The sequence below is a fragment of the Vibrio sp. RC2502 genome, assembly GCF_054850435.1.
The window spans coordinates 3,048,487-3,065,913 of sequence record NZ_CM141453.1 but is presented as its reverse complement, the minus strand read 5'-3'; the positions used below and the strand labels follow the sequence as shown (position 1 = coordinate 3,065,913).

Genomic DNA, 17,427 nt, shown 5'->3' with positions numbered 1-17,427 from the left:
GAGTAAGACTCTGTTTCTACTAGATCAGTAGACCACCGAATGCGAAGCCAAGTGCTACCGCTGATGCGATGGTGACCACGCCTGGAACGAAGAACGGGTGGTTAAATACGTACTTACCGATACGAGTTGAACCCGTGTCATCCATCTCAACTGCAGCTAGTAGCGTTGGGTAAGTTGGTAGTACGAATAGCGCACTTACTGCTGCGAAAGACGCAACCGCTGTTAGTGGCGCTACACCGATTGCAAGTGCTGCAGGCATAAGCGCAACGGTAGTTGCACCTTGAGAGTAAAGCAGCATAGACGCGAAGAATAGAACAAGTGCTAGCATCCATGGGTAGTCAGCTAGTAGTGCACCAGCCACTTCTTTGATGCCATCAACGTGCGCGTTAACGAACGTAGAACCTAGCCATGCCACACCAAGAACACACACACACGCTGTCATACCAGAACGGAATGTCGCTGCTGCTGGGATTTTGCCAGCATCAATTTTACAGCTCATTACGATCGCCGCGGCTGCTGCCAGCATTACTGTCATGATTGCTTCGTTACGACCCAGTGCTGGGTTCTCGATTAGACCCACTGAACCAGAGATGGCCGCTGCGTAGCACACGACGAAAGCGATAGCGCTAAGGAAGATGAACGTCGCTTTTTTCGCAGTTGGTAGGATTTCACGTTTTGCTTCTGTGTTTAGCTTGATTAGGCCTTTCTCTAGACGCTCTTGGTATTCAGGATCGTCTTTTAGCTCACAGCCCATGAAGTTCGCAACGAATGCACCGATCATACAAGCGATGAACGTGGTTGGAATACAGATCGCAAGTAGCGTTAGGTAATCCACACCAAACGGATGCAACATAGCTGCAAACGCCACAACTGCCGCTGAAATTGGAGAAGCTGTGATAGCGATTTGCGATGCCACAACCGCGATAGACAGTGGACGAGAAGGACGAACTCCTTGGCCTTTCGCTACTTCTGCAATAACCGGTAGAGTAGAGAATGCTGTGTGACCTGTACCCGCCATTAGTGTCATTAGGAATGTCACGATTGGCGCGTAAAAGGTGATGCGCTCAGGGTGTTTACGCAAAAAGTCTTCCGCAACTTGTACCATCCAATCCAAACCACCAGCCACTTGCATTGCTGCGATAGCCGTGATTACAGACATGATGATCAAAATTACGTCAACAGGAATGTACGCTTGGCTTGTCGGGACACCCAAGATCAAAGACAACGCAATGACCCCAGCACCACCGGCAAAACCAATGCCGATACCGCCGATTCTTGCCCCCAAATAGATGAAGAGCAGAACCACGAAGAGTTCGACCATGACCATATTGATACCTCTTTAGTTTTTTATTTGATTCTGATTTTTTGAACACTCAGGAACAGGAGTAAATGTTCAGAGAATCAGAACCCAGCGGCCTACGGCAATAAAAGCTTATTAAAAATGTGGTTACCGTGAAAAAGCCTAAAAAAGGGGCCTGGATGGCCCCCCTTAGCTTCAATGCTTACTCGTAGCGTTTCGCTTTGTAAGTAGGATGCATGAAGTTTTCAACTGTTAAGATTTCATCAAGTTCTTCTGCAGTTAGCAGGCCGCGCTCAAGTACGACTTCACGAACACTCTTACCAGTTTCTGCACAAATCTTACCGACAATGTCACCTTCGTGGTGGCCAATGTATGGGTTTAGGTAAGTTACGATACCGATTGAGTTGTAAACGTAGTTCTCACAGATTTCTTTGTTTACAGTGATGCCGTCGATACATTTATCACGTAGGTTCACACACGCATTGTGTAGTAGAGAGATAGACTCAAACATGCTTTGTGCGATAACCGGTTCCATTACGTTTAGCTGTAGCTGACCGCCTTCTGCTGCGAAAGAAACCGTGTTGTCGTTACCTAGAACTTTGAAGCAAACTTGGTTTACTACTTCTGGGATAACTGGGTTTACTTTCGCTGGCATGATTGAAGAACCTGCTTGCATTTCAGGTAGGTTCAACTCGTTTAGACCTGCGCGAGGACCAGAAGAAAGTAGACGAAGGTCGTTACAGATCTTCGATAGTTTCACTGCTAGACGTTTTAGCGCGCCGTGAGTCATTACGTATGCACCACAGTCAGAAGTCGCTTCGATTAGGTCTTCTGCAGGTACAACATCAAGGCCAGTTACTTCCGCTAGGTGTTTCACTGCTAGAGCTTGGTAACCAGTTGGTGTGTTAAGACCAGTACCGATTGCGGTTGCACCTAGGTTGATTTCTAGTAGGAGTTTAGATGTGTAATCTAGAGCACGAATCTCTTCGTTTAGCGTTACAGCCCAAGCGTGGAACTCTTGACCAACAGTCATTGGTACCGCGTCTTGAAGCTGAGTACGACCCATCTTCAATACGTCTTTGAATTCAGTTGCTTTAAGATCGAATGCGCCTTTTAGGTATTCAATCGCTTCCATTAGTTTGTGTACGCTGTTGTAAACCGCGATACGGAAACCAGTTGGGTACGCACAGTTAGTAGATTGGCTCTTGTTAACGTGGTCGTTCGGGTTGATGAACTCGTATTGGCCTTTTTCTTTGCCCATCAGTTCAAGTGCAACGTTCGCGATAACTTCGTTAGTGTTCATGTTAACGGAAGTACCCGCGCCGCCTTGGAATACGTCTGAAGGGAACTGATCCATACACTTGCCTGTTTCTAGGATCAAATCACACGCTTCTAGGATGTAGTTAGCAACTTCTTTAGGAATAGCGCCAAGTTCTTTGTTCGCCAACGCCGCTGCTTTCTTCGTCATCACCATGCCGCGTACGAACTCAGGCACGTCAGAAATAGTTACGTTAGAGATGTTGAAGTTTTCGATCGCACGTAGGGTATGAATGCCGTAGTACGCATCAGCAGGGACATGACGTTGACCTAATAGATCTTCTTCAATACGAGTGGCTTGGTTTGCTGTTTTTGGAGCATCAGATAGGGTAGCCATAGCAGGATCCTTAGATGATAATTCTGATAATAAAGTTATTTATTAGCCATTTCTGCAATCTAGAATCCATTCATCAGAATTTTTGGCTGGAAAATCCGTCCTGACTTATGTGGCACATCATACTGCACCTAGCGCATAAAAATAGTAACTAGATCACCTTTTTCGCTTTTCATGAGTCAATAATTTGCAAAGTATGAACGGGTTATTAATAACCCTTTGTGGGTATTCAATTTTCCTCGACAAACATGGTTTTTTAGAGTTCGAAATTGGCACTTTTCAAGCACGAAAAAATCGGTATGCGCACAAATGCAACGCATAAATGTATAGCGTGTTTTCGCAAAGTTTGCCTGTGTGTTCGCCTGAATAAAAAAGCCATGAGTATGAACACGCTTTTTTACAACGATTCGTTTGAGGTTACTTGGCTTTTACCATTACACTGAATTAAACAAAGGAGGGCGTGTGTTTCCTATCTTATTATTGGCGTTTATTTTCGTCCCAATCATTGAAATTGGCTTATTTATTCAGGTGGGGGGCTTTTTAGGTCTCTGGCCAACCATCGCATTAGTGCTGATCACGGCATTTGTCGGCGCGTCATTAGTGCGCAGCCAAGGTATTCAAACCTTGATGTCTGTTCAGGGCCGTCTTGAACAAGGCGAAATTCCAGCACAGCAAATTTTTGAAGGTGTGATGCTAGCGGTTGCCGGTGTGCTATTGCTGACTCCCGGCTTTATGACTGACGCGTTGGGTATGGTGGTATTGCTGCCTGCGCCGCGTGCCGCGATTGCAAAATACTTGATGAGCAAGATGGTCGTCAAAACCATGCATGGTGGTGGCTTCCAAGGTGGTTTTTCAAACCAAGGGCCATTTGAGCAAGATCCGTTTCATCGTGACCCGTTTGATTCTCGCTCGGACAACGGCAACACCTTCGAAGGTGAATACGAGCGTAAAGACGACGATGATCGTAACAAGCTCAACTGATTGAATCAGTGAATCAAGAAAACAAAAGGGCGCATTCCGCGCCCTTTTTTGTGTCTGGAATTCGTTGAGCTTACAACGCCCCTTCAAAGCCCATTTGACGCCAGGCTTCAAAAGCAATGATCGCAACGGCATTCGAAAGGTTCAGGCTGCGCGCGTCTGGCATCATTGGGATGCGAATACGCTGTTCCATTGGCAAGCCTTCAATGATCTCTGCTGGTAGGCCGCGAGTTTCAGGGCCAAACATCAACACATCACCTGCTTGGTATTGCGCATCAACGTGGTGACCTGTGGTTTTGGTGGTGCAAGCAAACAGACGGTAATTGCCTTGCTTTTCTTTATCGAGATATTCCAAGAATGCTTGATAGTTCTTATGACGCGTTACGCGAGCCAAATCGTGATAATCCAATCCTGCGCGGCGGACTTTTTTCTCTTCCAGATCGAAACCCAGTGGTTCAATCAAATGCAGGTTTGCACCGCAGTTGGCACAAAGTCGAATGATGTTGCCGGTATTCGGCGCGATTTCTGGTTCGTATAAAGCGATATCAAACATGGTATTGAAATAGAGTTGGTCAAAGAGAGGGGCAGTATATACCCAAGTGCAGCGACTTGGGTACAAAAGAGGGCTTGGCGCTTACCAACCTTCCCCCTTTATCGTTAGCGGTTACACGAGCGCGCGAGCGTAGTTCTCTTCGACGGCGCGCCAGTTCACCACATTCCACCAAGCGTCGATGTATTCTGGTCGACGGTTCTGATAACTGATGTAGTACGCGTGCTCCCACACATCTAATGCAAGGATAGGTTCGCCGCGTACATCGGCCACGTCCATTAACGGGTTATCCTGATTGCTGGTGGAGGAGATGTGGATGTCGCCATCTTTCACAACTAACCATGCAAAGCCAGATCCAAACGTATTAACGGCTGCTTGAGCGAATTCGTCTTTGAACTTTTCGAAGTGACCAAACTTGTCGTTGATGGCTTGCGCAAGTGCGCCTTGTGGTTCACCGCCGCCTTCTGGCGACATGCAATTCCAGTAAAGGATGTGGTTGTAGTAGCCGCCGCCATTGTTGCGAATGGCTGGGCTATGTTGCGAAACGGCTGCGAAGATTTCGTCTAGCGATTGTGTTTCAAGCTCACTGCCTTGCACGGCGGTGACGAATTTATCGAAGTAAGTTTTGTGGTGTTTGCTGTAATGCACTTCCATGGTTTTTGCGTCGATGTATGGCTCTAACGCATCGTATGGGTAAGGCAGAGCAGGAAATGTATGCGACATAGTAAATCCTCCTTAAATCGGAGGATTTACTCTAATGTTAATGAAAATCATTATCAACTGAAGTCTTGTAGGGTTATTTGCCCACTTTGACTAAAGGCAGCGTGATGGAGACGCGCAAACCTCCTAGTGGGCTGCGGCTTGCGACAATCGTACCGCTGTGCTGACGAATCGCACTTTCGGTGATGGTTAACCCTAATCCTGTGCCGCCAGAGTGACGATCACGAGCAGTAGACACACGATAGAATGGACGGAAAATCGCATCTAACTCTTCATCCGGCACACCATCACCGTTGTCATCGACGGTAATCGTCAGTGTGTCAGTCTTGTCTTGAATGTCGATCTGCACTTCATCTTTTCCGTAATAAATCGCGTTGCGGATGATGTTTTCTACCGCGCTCATCAACAGTTTTGGGTTGCCTGAGATATGTCGCTCAGGGATCTCTGAATAGCGGAGTTTTTTACCCATTTGCTCGGCTTCAAACTGCGCATCTTTAATGATCTCTCCCCACAAACTTTCTATTGGCTGTGTCTCGCGTGTCATGTGGCTGTTCACCTGCATGCGCGAGAGCTCAAGCAATTCGCTGATCATCTGCTCAAGGCGCTGCGCTTCGGTATCAATGCGAACCAACTCAGGGCTGTCACCCTGTTTGCGCGTCGCTAATGCACTGGCCATGCGCAATCGAGTGAGTGGCGAGCGTAATTCGTGAGAAATGTCCGACAGTAAACGCTGCTGACCTGAAATCATCTGATTCACCGCTTCGACCATTTGGTTGAAGCTGCTGCCCGCTTGACGAAATTCTGCGGTGCCTTTTTCAAGATTCGGATCGATGACGAACTCACCTTTTGCCACTCGCTGCGCGGCGGCTTCAAGACGTCGTGCGGGTTGGCTCAGCGCCCAAGCAAGCCACAGTAGTAATGGCGTGCTCACCAGCATGACTGCCAACAGTAACTGGAATGGGTGGTCGAAGAGACGTAGCAGCAGCGGTGGTGGCTCGTTCCATTTAAAGCCAACGTACATCAGCAGTTCAGAGTCGGCCAGAACGATTGGCACAGGGCCGGCAATCATATAGCGGCCATAAAGTCTCTGTTTTGGCTTGTTGTAATCTTCAATACTGGTGACAAAGTTTTGCATCGCACGCAGTTGAAAGTTGCTGCGCTTATCGGTGGTTAAGACGTTGCCGTTGTAATCCGAAAAGAACACTCGTGGTCGTGGGTCATGTTTACCTGCGCGGTTGCCCTCGACGCGGAATAAAATGCGTCCTAGATCGGTTTCTTTGCTGTATTTGTTTTGAATGGCATCACGCGTTTCAATGATCCGCTGATAATGCTCGTCGGGAATGTCGCGTGCTTTCCTTGGATCCAAATGTGGCAGTGATAGCACGGCTATCAATACCAACAGCATAGTGAACCAAAAGATGGCAAAGATGCGTCCATACAAGCTATTAATCTTTGGCAGTTTGATGCGTGATAGGCGCATTAATCCTCCTCAAGCAGCATATAGCCGCGACCACGTAGGGTTTTGATGCGCGGTTTGCCATTGCTTTGGTCGGGCAGCTTTTTGCGTAAGTTCGACACGTGCATATCGATTGCACGGTCAAAGGCCGCCAGTCGTTTACCTAGTACGTCGAGGCTCAACGTCTCTTTGGTGAGTACGTGTCCTGGGTTTTGGACAAAGTGGGTCAACAGCGCGAACTCGGTTGCGGTTAGATCCAGCAATTGTTGATCGCAGTAAGCCTCTTGCTTGCCCGGATACAGGCGCAACTCTTGGTACTCAATACAATCGCTGTTTTTGCCGTTTTTCTGCGTGTTACTGGTGCGACGTAAAATCGCGCGAATACGAGCGAGCAGCTCTCGGTCGCTGAAAGGTTTTGGTAAGTAGTCATCTGCGCCGAGCTCTAAACCGATCACTCGATCAATCTCTTCGCCTTTGGCGGTCAACATCAACACGGGGGTTTCCCAGTTCTCTCGCAGACGCTTCAGCGTTTCCATACCATTCAATTTTGGCATCATTACATCCAGTAGGATGAGGTCGATATCGCTGTTGATTGCGGCAAGGCCGGCTTCACCGTCGTTTGCTTCACTGACTTCGAATCCTTCGAAGCTGAGCACCTCTTTTAATAGGCTTGTCAGTTCTATGTCGTCATCAATTAAAAGAATGTTTGCCATCGGGGCACCTTTGGTCAGTTACCGTTTACTTAATATTACATTGGATTGATGTGCGACGAAGAGGGCAAAAATCACTCTTTACGATTCTTTACGCTCCCTATACGCCGCTTTACCTAGCGAGTCGTATTCTATACTCAAGCGCTGTGAGAACAGCCCAGAAGAATCACTCACTTGTGTAAGGAATCGAATTATGAAATCTGCAAAAAAACTTGTGTTAGCTGCTGTTGTTCTACCTCTAACTTTAGGCACTGCGAGTGCATTCGCATTTGGCGGTAAAGATCACCACAAAGGCCCACGTGATGAATGTGGTATGGGTATGGACCGTGGCATCATGCGCGATTTGAACTTAACTGATGCACAAAAAGACCAACTGCAATCTTTCCGTGATGCAAACCGTGCGGAAATGAAAGGCAAATATTCACAAAACCGCGAAGCACGCATGGCAGAGCGCCAAGCGCATCACGCGAAAATGCAGTCTCTATTGCTAGCGGATACGTTCGATGAAGCGCAAGCCACTGCTCTAGCGAAAGAGATGGTTGAGCGCCAAACTGAGCACCGCGTGAAAATGCTGGAGAGAAAACACCAAATGTTGAGCGTGCTGACTCCAGAGCAAAAAGCTGAATTTGTAAAACTGCAAAACGAGCGCATGCAAGAATGTGGTGACCAAATGCAACAACGCATGGGAAAACACCGCAATAATTAAGTCATGATCCGATGATATATATGAAGAGGCAGCCACAGGTTGCCTCTTTTTGATCTGGCGATTTCACGCGCATTCAACGTATACTCAAAATACGGTTTGAGTTAACTCTTTGATTATGAAACAGCAATATGCACGCTTAGTCACGACGGCAGCTTGGACAGCAACCATAGTGGCGACGCTTCTTCTCATTGTAAAAGTCATCACATGGTGGGTGACGGGATCGGTCAGCCTATTGGCATCGCTTATTGATTCGATGCTGGACATCGCCGCTTCAGTGGTGAATTTGGTGGTGGTTCGCTATTCGCTGCAACCAGCCGACAGAGAACACACTTTTGGGCATGGTAAGGCCGAGTCTCTCGCTGCGTTGGCACAGGCGATGTTTATCTCCGGCTCTGCGGTATTTTTGATCCTCAACGGTATCGATCGTTTCTTTAGGCCACACGAACTGAACGCGCCGGAGCTGGGTGTGTATGTCTCCTTGTTTGCGATGATGGTGACGTTTGGTTTGGTCATGTTCCAGAAACGCGTGGTGCGCATCACGGGCAGCCAAGCAATCGCGGCAGATTCGTTGCACTACCAAACGGATTTATACATGAACGGGGCGATCATGGTCGCGCTTGGGCTCAGCTATTTTGGTGTAACGCAAGCGGATGCGGTCTTCGCGATTGGTATTGGTATCTTTATTCTTTACAGCGCCTTCAAAATGGTCAGCGAAGCGATTCAAACGTTGCTCGACAGAAAGCTGCCCGATGAAGAGCTTGAGCAAATTAACCAAGCTTGTTTGAGCGTGAAAGGCGTGCTGGGCGTACATCAGTTGCGTACCCGTATGTCTGGTCCAACACGTTTTATTCAATTGCATTTGGAATTGGATGACAACTTGCGTTTAATTGAGGCGCATTATATTGCCGATAAAGTGGAAGATAATTTGTTGGCATTGTTCCCAGAGGCGGATGTATTGATCCATCAAGATCCATTGTCGGTGGTATTTGGGCCAGAAAAAGAGCAAAAAGCACAAGATTGGTAAGAGTCGAAAAAACGTTTTGATCTTAACGACAAACAAGCGCTTATTGACTATCTTTCCATCAATGCTTATTAAGATTCGTGATCCTGATGTGAATCAACAAAGTTTCAAAGAGAAACTGTAATACTCTTACATAAGTAGAAAAGTTACATAAAAAAGTGCGTTTTAATTGGTATTCCTGTAGAGGAAATGTAACATAACGCACAGTTCTGGATTATGCAGGTTGCTTGGTAACAAGGGGCCTAAAAGAAAATTAAATAATTGATTGCCAAAGATCGAGGGTGAGCATGATTAAGAAGATCGGTGTTTTAACAAGTGGCGGTGACGCACCTGGTATGAACGCTGCTATACGCGGCGTAGTACGTACAGCACTATCCGAGGGATTGGAAGTTTTCGGTGTGTACGACGGCTACCTAGGCCTATACGAAGGCCGCATCGAGAAGCTAGATCGTTCTAGCGTTTCAGATGTGATCAACAAAGGTGGTACGTTCCTAGGTTCTGCACGTTTCCCTGAATTTAAACAAGTGGAAGTGCGTGAAAAAGCGATCGAGAACCTAAAGAAACATGGTATTGACGCGCTAGTCGTGATCGGTGGCGACGGTTCGTACATGGGTGCGAAGAAACTGACTGAAATGGGTTACCCATGTATCGGTCTTCCAGGCACAATCGATAACGATATCGCTGGTACTGACTACACTGTGGGCTACCTAAGTGCACTAAACACAGTTATCGATGCAATCGACCGTCTACGTGATACTTCTTCATCTCACCAACGTATTTCAATTGTAGAAATCATGGGCCGTCACTGTGGTGACCTAACTCTGATGTCTGCAATCGCGGGTGGTTGTGAGTACATCATCACTCCAGAAACTGGTCTAGACAAAGACAAGCTGATCAGCAACATCCAAGACGGCATCGCAAAAGGTAAGAAACACGCAATCATCGCGCTTACTGAGCTAATGATGGATGCAAATGAACTGGCTCGTGACATTGAAGCGGCTACAGGTCGTGAAACTCGTGCAACAGTACTTGGTCACATCCAACGTGGTGGTCGTCCAACTGCATTTGACCGCGTACTAGCATCTCGCATGGGTAACTACGCTGTTCACCTACTGCTTGAAGGTCATGGCGGTCGTTGTGTCGGTATCGTGAAAGAGCAACTTGTTCACCACGACATCATCGACGCGATCGAAAACATGAAGCGTCCAGTGCGTAACGATCTATACAAAGTTGCTGAAGAACTGTTCTAAGCAAGCTTGAAATAGATAAAGAAAAACCGCGGCTTTCCGCGGTTTTTTTGTATTTGAGTATCAACCAAAGGAAGCTGATGTATCGGGTAGAATCTTACGAAGCGCTGTTTTGTTCAATCAGCGTCAATTTACGTTCGCGCAACGCGAACATGTAACCCAGCAGCCCACCTAGTGTGTTGCCCAGCGCAATACCGATGAACAAGCCTTCAATGCTGTACACTTGGCTGCCAACCCATGCAGCAGGCAGCGTAAACACAAACAGGCGCATGAAGCTCCATTGGAAAGCGCGTAGCGGCTTGTGCATCGCATTCAGCCCACTCACCAACATCATCACAATACCTTGGAAACCATAGCTAAATGGAACCACGAGTAGATAGTGCCAAAGTAGATTCTTTACTGTTTCTTCTTGTGAAAATAACGCCGCTAAAGGAATGCTCAATGGCACCATCATCAAGAAGATAAAACCTTGGAACACCACAGCAAAACGCATGCTGAGAAACAAACCAGAGAAAGCGCGCTGAGGATTTTTTGCCCCTAAGTTCTGCGCCATAAATGGCGTGAGTGCGGAGGTCAGCGACATCAACACTAAGATCAGAATCGACTCAATACGCTGCGCAGCGCCGTAAGCTGCCACCGCTGCCGTGCCGTGGCTAGATAGCAGCATCATCAAAATCGCGCCCGACAACGGATTCATCGCATTGGATAGTGCTGCAGGGGTGCCAATTTTTAACGTCTGTTGCCAATCTTGTTTCAATGAGGCCCATTGAGGTTGTGCGAGCAGTTTTTCGCGTTTAACCAGCACATAGAAAGAGCCGCACAAAGCGCCTAGCCAACTAAAGGCACTCGCTATAGCAGCGCCTTGAATGCCAAGTTCTGGGAAGGGGCCATAACCGAAAATCAGTAGTGGATCGATCATGCCGTTGATCAGACCGGCCAACATCATGATCTTAGCGGGTGTCTTAGTGTCGCCAGTGGCACGGATCGCACTGTTGCCCGCCATTGGGATCACCAACAGCGGAATGGTGAGGTACCACACCTGCATGTATTGTTCGATGAGCGGAATCAGATCGTCGGTCGCGCCAAGAAAACGAAACAGTGGCGCAATGGTAGCAAAGCCAATAGAAGAAGCGATAGCGACGAGCAACACCGCCAACAGCAAACCGTGAGTCGTAAATCGCGCCGCTTGTGGAGCATGACCTTGACCAAGCAAGCGGCCAATGTTGGTCGATAGCCCCATCCCGATCCCCATCGTGATGCAGTTAACCGCAAAGGTGACAGGAAACGTGTAGCTGATTGCCGCCAGGGCATGCGTCCCCAACAACGAGATAAAAAACGTATCCACCAAGTTAAACATCAAAATTGCAATCATGCCCATGGTCATGGGGACGGTCATCTTGCGCAGTGTTTCGGGAATGGGCGCGCTCAGCAAACCATGCTTATCTGTCGCGTGGTTTTCTGGCTTGTTCTTTTCCAGCATGTTGAACATCTATCTGGTGGGCAAACTGCAAGGATACAAGAAAGCGAGAAGCTGGGCGAGTGAGCATTTCGCACGCAAACCGTTGCTTAGCTGTTCGTTATTTTAACTAAGTCACAAAAAAAATACGTCTCCCCCTTGGGATTACTCGTTTGACCCCTTATATAGGGATCACGTGCCCCAACGCGGGCAATTATCAAATAAACATGGAAATTTTCAGGAGAGACGACCGATGAACATTCGTCCATTACATGACCGAGTTATCGTTGAACGTAAAGAAGTTGAATCTAAGTCTGCTGGTGGCATCGTTCTTACTGGTTCTGCTGCGGAAAAATCAACTCGCGGTGTTGTTCTAGCTGTAGGCAAAGGCCGCATCCTAGAAAACGGCACAGTACTACCGCTAGACGTAAAAGTTGGTGACACCGTTATCTTCGCTGAAGGTTACGGCACTAAAACTGAAAAAATCGACGGTAAAGAAGTGCTTGTCATGTCTGAAAACGACATCATGGCGATCGTTGAATAATAGCAATCATTGAGTAATTTTTTGCTCAGATTCAAATTGAAAATCAAACACAAAGAATTTTAGAAAGGAAATCAAAGATGGCTGCTAAAGACGTTAAATTTGGTAATGACGCACGAGTTAAGATGCTAGAAGGTGTAAACGTTCTGGCTGACGCAGTGAAAGTAACACTGGGTCCTAAAGGTCGTAACGTAGTTCTAGATAAATCTTTCGGTGCTCCAACCATCACTAAAGACGGTGTATCTGTAGCGCGTGAAATTGAGCTGGAAGACAAGTTCCAGAACATGGGCGCGCAAATGGTTAAAGAAGTAGCATCTAAAGCAAACGACGCTGCGGGTGACGGTACAACAACAGCAACCGTACTAGCGCAAGCAATCGTAAATGAAGGTCTAAAAGCAGTTGCAGCGGGTATGAACCCAATGGATCTTAAGCGCGGTATCGACAAAGCTGTTGCAGCGGCAGTAGAGCAACTAAAAGAGCTTTCTGTTGAGTGTAACGACACCAAAGCAATCGCTCAGGTTGGTACTATCTCTGCGAACTCTGACGCAAGCGTAGGTAACATCATTGCTGAAGCAATGGAACGCGTTGGCCGCGACGGTGTTATCACTGTTGAAGAAGGTCAGGCTCTACAAGACGAGCTAGACGTAGTAGAAGGTATGCAGTTCGACCGCGGTTACCTATCTCCTTACTTCATCAACAACCAAGAAGCGGGCAGCGTTGAGCTAGAAAACCCATTCATCCTTCTAGTTGATAAGAAGATCTCAAACATTCGTGAGCTTCTACCAACTCTAGAAGCAGTAGCAAAAGCATCTCGTCCACTGCTAATCATCGCAGAAGACGTAGAAGGCGAAGCTCTAGCGACATTGGTTGTGAACAACATGCGTGGCATCGTGAAAGTTGCTGCGGTTAAAGCGCCTGGTTTTGGTGACCGTCGTAAAGCAATGCTACAAGACATCGCTATCCTAACTGGCGGTACTGTGATTTCTGAAGAAATCGGTCTAGAACTAGAAAAAGTAACGCTTGAAGATCTAGGTCAGGCTAAGCGTGTAAGCATCACGAAAGAAAACTCAACCATCATCGATGGTGCGGGTGAAGAAGCGATGATCCAAGGCCGCGTCGCTCAAATTCGTCAACAAATCGAAGACGCAACTTCAGACTACGACAAAGAGAAACTACAAGAGCGCGTTGCTAAACTGGCTGGCGGTGTTGCAGTAATCAAAGTTGGTGCAGCGACTGAAGTTGAAATGAAAGAGAAAAAAGACCGCGTAGAAGACGCGCTACACGCGACTCGCGCAGCGGTTGAAGAAGGCGTAGTCGCTGGTGGTGGTGTTGCACTAATCCGCGCTGCATCTAAGATTGTTGACCTAGAAGGCGACAACGAAGAACAAAACGTTGGTATCCGCGTTGCGCTACGTGCAATGGAAGCACCAATCCGTCAAATCACGAAGAACGCAGGTGACGAAGACTCTGTTGTTGCGAACAACGTGAAAGCGGGTGAAGGTTCTTACGGCTACAACGCAGCAACAGGCGAATACGGCGACATGCTAGAGATGGGTATCCTAGACCCAACTAAAGTAACTCGTAGCGCTCTACAATTTGCAGCGTCTGTCGCTGGTCTCATGATCACAACAGAAGCGATGGTAACTGACCTACCACAAAAAGAAAGCGCAGGCATGCCTGACATGGGTGGTATGGGCGGTATGGGTGGCATGGGCATGATGTAATCATCCCGCGCTATTCCAAGCCGAGTAGAACAAAAAGCCGAGGTGTGAACCTCGGCTTTTTTGCGTCTGGTGTTTGCCCACTGTGCATTTTTCAGGGCAGGTAAAAGAAGATGTGAATTGTGAGGGATGCGTTCCGGCAGCGTCAGTGGAAAAACAGAAAAATAACTGAGATGAATTTTTTTCTAGGATAGTCAGATTGTTAAATATGACCTATTGCTAACACTTTTTGTGTCCGAATAGCGCAAAATCTGAACATTACACTATGTTGTAAATTACTGCTTACCATCATGGAGATAAAAATGAAAAAGCTTATGACGTCATTGGCTGTTGCAGCCACTATCGCATCACCTGTTGCTCTTGCGAACAGCACCCCTGTGATGTTTTCAACGATCGACCATACTAACGCTCCATCAAACTCTGCTGTTGGTGGTGTTCGTTTGGCGGTACTGCATGGCCAAGTAAACGAAGTAAAAGGCGTCGACTTCTCAGTTCTAGGTATGTCTGAAACTGACCGTACTACGGGTGTGAACTTCGGTCTGTTCTTTGGGGCAGCGAAAGTAAACCAAGAAATGAAAGGTGCGTCACTTGGTTTGGTTAACTGGAACCAAGGCCAAACAACCGGTGTGAACTTTGGTGCGGTAAACATCACGAACAACGTGAAAGGCCTAAACTGGAGTGCGGTGAACTACTCAGAAGGTTACACAATGGCAGACGTTGGTCTGGCGAGTATTTCTAAAAAGTCTAACTTCCAACTTGGCTTCTTCAACATGACTGACCAAATCGATGGCGTGCAAATTGGTCTGTTGAACTGTGCGGATAACGGCTTCTTCAAATGTTTCCCTATCATCAACTTCGCTAAATAATCTTAGCGAAAGCCAGATACCAAAAAGCCCGCGATGTTCGCGGGCTTTTTTATTGGAAAATTGAAACAGGCCAACCATTCTCTTATTTGATCAAGCGAGAGGAGGTTTTGCGCTGCTGAATTTTTTGATGAACACCGCGACGTAACGCCTTGATACGGTTTTCGGCTTTATCCACGCCAAGCAGAACGCTCAACGCAAGCAAGGTAATCACGACCGATTGCATTAAGTAACCGAGGCCGATCATCAAACCGAGCCCTGCCAGTACCCAAATGACGGCTGCCGAAGTGACGCCATGGATTTTGCCATCCAGCGTCATCATCACGCCTGCACCCAAGAAGCCGACGCCAGTAATTATCTGACCAAGCACACGAGCTTGGTCGAGCGTGTTTGGTGATAACGACACTGCCATCGACATAAACAGGTAGGTGCCTGAAATAATGAGAATTGCTGTGCGAATACCTACTGGTTTACCACGGGTTTGGCGTTCTATGCCAATCATTAACCCATTGATGGCACAGCAAAATAGGGCAGGCCAACTGAATGGGCCAAGATCGAAAATTTGTTCGAATGTTGTATGCATCTTGACCTCCAAAGCTGCGGAGTATGCATAGAGTTATCCTGCAAAGCGAACAAAAAGGATCGTTCGTGTCGACAAATTTACATTGAACATCTGCTTCTGGTTTGGAGCGCGACGATGAGCTAAATGGAGAGAAAAAACGATCAAATTGGCGATGATCTTATTTTATCGTTTTGATGGAATGACTTTATTAAACAATAGACATAAAAAGGCCAGTGTGAGACTGGCCTTGGTGATTATTGCACTTGCCGTTTAACGGTAAACGCGAGGGTTAGTTGCACCCCAGATAGTGTAGTGCTCAGGCAGAATACGACCGCTTTTCTCTTCGGTTTCTTCTGCTGTGATTTCTTCAAAGCCTTGGCGGCCAAATACAACTACTTCGTCGTTTGCCTGAACACCAATGATGTCAGTGACATCAACCATAGTAGTGTTCATTGACGCTTTACCCATTACGCGAGCACGCTGACCGTTGATCAGAACGTCAGCTTTGTTGCTTAGTGAACGGGCGAAACCGTCTGAGTAGCCGATAGGCAGGTTAGCCAGGATAGAGTCACGCTCTAAAACTTTAGTGCTGCCGTAGCCGATTGTGCTGCCTGCAGGGAAGAAGTGCAGTGATGCTACGCGTGTTTTGAAAGACACGATGCGCTCGTAAGGTAGGGTTGCAGGGTAATCACCGTACAGCATGCCGCCAGGACGAACCATATCCAGATGTGCTTCAGGAAGATTTAGCGTGATGTAAGAGTTAGCCACGTGCAGTGTGATGTCTTTACGTTTCAGACCTGCGCTGTCCATTAGCCACTTTGTTTCTACTTTGAAACGGTCAACCTTGCGGCGGATTTCATCAAGACCTTCATTCGGGAAGTGGGTCATCATACCTACGATTTTTAGGTTAGGATCGCTTGCGATTTCCACACCTTCAACCTGACCTTCATACGTTGTCAGATCCAGACCATTACGACCCATGCCTGAAGTATTCAGAGCAAGGTGAACAGGAATAACGGTATTGTAGTTGTATGCAATCTCGATGATTTGATCTGCCTGCATCTTAGTGCCAATCAGCTCTTCGATTTCGTACTGTACGCCGTTTTCAATTTCGTTGCGGCTAGCCGCACGGACACGCATGATCTTGCCTTCGAAGCCATGCTCACGCACTACGCGAGCTTCTTCATTACTGGTGATACCCACACATGCAACGTTGTTTGCGATGATGCTAGGCATCAGGCCTGCGATACCGTTACCGTACGCGTCAGCCTTCATGATGGCACAGATCTGAGTGTTGCCCTTTAGATCCTTCTGAAGCAACTGAATATTATTTGAAAATGCCTGAGTATCAATTTCCAGCCAAGCGTTGCTCGCCTGAACGCGTTCTTCGCGCTCGCTGTCATCAAAATCAACTAGCAGAGGAGCGGCATGTGCGGCTGTTTGGCCCATCAGAGCCAGTGCAGTTAGGCTAAGTTTCAGTTTCAAAGGATATCTCCTGTTATGAGTTTTTTCTTCTTGTTGGTTGAAGTTAAAGTGTAAATAGACGCACAACGTCGCGTAGCGCAGTAGCCTTGCGTTTCCGCTCTTCAACCCCTTGTTGTGCGTCCTTAGTAGATAATCGGTTTTCTTCGGCACTGTTGCTCAGTGCAGCATGATTGAATGATAAGTGTTCGCAGAAAAAGGTCTCTCTTTGACCGATTCAGTCCTCTCTTCCATGCTTTGGTAACGGTTGAGATTTCGCTGCGTAAACCGTTAAGTGAGGCGTTGGCCTGGTCGACAGAATGCTTGGTTGCGTCCCGAATCATCGGTTTCAGCTAGGTAATGGTTGCTGCAATACTTTCTGGTGGACTGGTTAACTTTCCGCAGGGCTGCCTTAAAGGCGATGAAGGCATTTACCATTGCGTAGACTTCACGTTTACTGGCTACCGTTCTTAACGTTTTTCAT

16 protein-coding genes are annotated in these 17,427 nt (G+C 47.3%); 7 read left to right on the top strand and 9 right to left on the bottom strand.

Translation table 11 applies throughout. From position 1 onward, the window contains the following. Window positions 1-19: 19 nt before the first annotated feature. Window positions 20-1,327 (bottom strand): anaerobic C4-dicarboxylate transporter, encoded by a 1,308-nt coding sequence (locus ACYJZR_RS14315; protein ID WP_406966384.1) that lies wholly within the window; start codon window positions 1,325-1,327, stop codon window positions 20-22. 175 nt (window positions 1,328-1,502) lie between these two features. Next, a complete protein-coding gene (gene aspA, locus ACYJZR_RS14310) occupies window positions 1,503-2,954 on the bottom strand; it encodes an aspartate ammonia-lyase (RefSeq protein WP_005460458.1) in 1,452 nt (483 codons plus the stop codon). A gap of 459 nt (window positions 2,955-3,413) precedes the next feature. On the opposite strand from aspA, the gene ACYJZR_RS14305 reads away from it, so the two are divergent. Next, window positions 3,414-3,932, top strand: a complete 519-nt coding sequence (locus ACYJZR_RS14305; RefSeq protein WP_005460455.1) for an FxsA family protein — start codon at window positions 3,414-3,416, stop codon at window positions 3,930-3,932. Between the two features lie 70 nt (window positions 3,933-4,002). On the opposite strand, the gene trmL is transcribed toward ACYJZR_RS14305, so the two are convergent. From trmL to ACYJZR_RS14285, 4 genes are all read right to left on the bottom strand, one after another. Further along, entirely contained in the window at window positions 4,003-4,482 is a 480-nt protein-coding gene (gene trmL / locus ACYJZR_RS14300; protein ID WP_005460447.1) for a tRNA (uridine(34)/cytosine(34)/5-carboxymethylaminomethyluridine(34)-2'-O)-methyltransferase TrmL, read from the bottom strand. A 111-nt stretch (window positions 4,483-4,593) separates the two neighbouring features. After that, window positions 4,594-5,202, bottom strand: coding sequence for a superoxide dismutase (locus ACYJZR_RS14295; protein WP_021822168.1), 609 nt, complete (start codon window positions 5,200-5,202; stop codon window positions 4,594-4,596). 73 nt (window positions 5,203-5,275) lie between these two features. Continuing rightward, window positions 5,276-6,679 (bottom strand): envelope stress sensor histidine kinase CpxA, encoded by a 1,404-nt coding sequence (gene cpxA / locus ACYJZR_RS14290; RefSeq protein ID WP_193274091.1) that lies wholly within the window; start codon window positions 6,677-6,679, stop codon window positions 5,276-5,278. Further along, window positions 6,679-7,368 (bottom strand): response regulator, encoded by a 690-nt coding sequence (locus ACYJZR_RS14285; protein ID WP_005478591.1) that lies wholly within the window; start codon window positions 7,366-7,368, stop codon window positions 6,679-6,681. Before ACYJZR_RS14285 ends, cpxA begins: the two co-directional genes overlap by 1 nt. Window positions 7,369-7,558: 190 nt before the next feature. Here ACYJZR_RS14285 and ACYJZR_RS14280 point away from each other — a divergent pair, with 190 nt between their 5' ends. The 3 genes from ACYJZR_RS14280 to pfkA all read left to right on the top strand — a co-directional run bounded on the left by ACYJZR_RS14280 (window position 7,559) and on the right by pfkA (window position 10,342). Further along, on the top strand, window positions 7,559-8,071 hold the full coding sequence (locus ACYJZR_RS14280) for a CpxP family protein (RefSeq protein ID WP_005487153.1): 513 nt from the start codon (window positions 7,559-7,561) through the stop codon (window positions 8,069-8,071). Between the two features lie 115 nt (window positions 8,072-8,186). Continuing rightward, window positions 8,187-9,095, top strand: a complete 909-nt coding sequence (fieF, locus tag ACYJZR_RS14275; RefSeq protein WP_005482190.1) for a CDF family cation-efflux transporter FieF — start codon at window positions 8,187-8,189, stop codon at window positions 9,093-9,095. Between the two features lie 284 nt (window positions 9,096-9,379). Further along, on the top strand, window positions 9,380-10,342 hold the full coding sequence (pfkA, locus tag ACYJZR_RS14270) for a 6-phosphofructokinase (RefSeq protein WP_005460467.1): 963 nt from the start codon (window positions 9,380-9,382) through the stop codon (window positions 10,340-10,342). A gap of 94 nt (window positions 10,343-10,436) precedes the next feature. Here the strand turns inward: pfkA and ACYJZR_RS14265 are convergent, their stop codons facing one another. Next, a complete protein-coding gene (locus tag ACYJZR_RS14265; RefSeq protein WP_406966385.1) occupies window positions 10,437-11,819 on the bottom strand; it encodes an MATE family efflux transporter in 1,383 nt (460 codons plus the stop codon). A gap of 229 nt (window positions 11,820-12,048) precedes the next feature. Between ACYJZR_RS14265 and ACYJZR_RS14260 the strand changes: the two genes are divergently transcribed. The 3 genes from ACYJZR_RS14260 to ACYJZR_RS14250 all read left to right on the top strand — a co-directional run bounded on the left by ACYJZR_RS14260 (window position 12,049) and on the right by ACYJZR_RS14250 (window position 14,923). Beyond that, complete coding sequence (locus tag ACYJZR_RS14260) at window positions 12,049-12,339, top strand: co-chaperone GroES (protein ID WP_005381516.1); 291 nt, start codon at window positions 12,049-12,051, stop codon at window positions 12,337-12,339. Window positions 12,340-12,416: 77 nt separating this feature from the next. Continuing rightward, complete coding sequence (gene groL / locus ACYJZR_RS14255) at window positions 12,417-14,060, top strand: chaperonin GroEL (RefSeq protein WP_005482180.1); 1,644 nt, start codon at window positions 12,417-12,419, stop codon at window positions 14,058-14,060. Between the two features lie 299 nt (window positions 14,061-14,359). Continuing rightward, complete coding sequence (locus ACYJZR_RS14250) at window positions 14,360-14,923, top strand: VC2662 family protein (protein WP_005457036.1); 564 nt, start codon at window positions 14,360-14,362, stop codon at window positions 14,921-14,923. Between the two features lie 82 nt (window positions 14,924-15,005). Here the strand turns inward: ACYJZR_RS14250 and ACYJZR_RS14245 are convergent, their stop codons facing one another. Together ACYJZR_RS14245 and alr are read right to left on the bottom strand one after the other, a co-directional pair. Continuing rightward, window positions 15,006-15,503, bottom strand: a complete 498-nt coding sequence (locus ACYJZR_RS14245; protein WP_005482203.1) for an MgtC/SapB family protein — start codon at window positions 15,501-15,503, stop codon at window positions 15,006-15,008. Between the two features lie 249 nt (window positions 15,504-15,752). After that, the gene (gene alr, locus ACYJZR_RS14240; protein ID WP_005496464.1) at window positions 15,753-16,967 is read right to left on the bottom strand and encodes an alanine racemase; all 1,215 of its coding nucleotides are present in this window, start codon (window positions 16,965-16,967) and stop codon (window positions 15,753-15,755) included. Window positions 16,968-17,427: the final 460 nt, after the last annotated feature.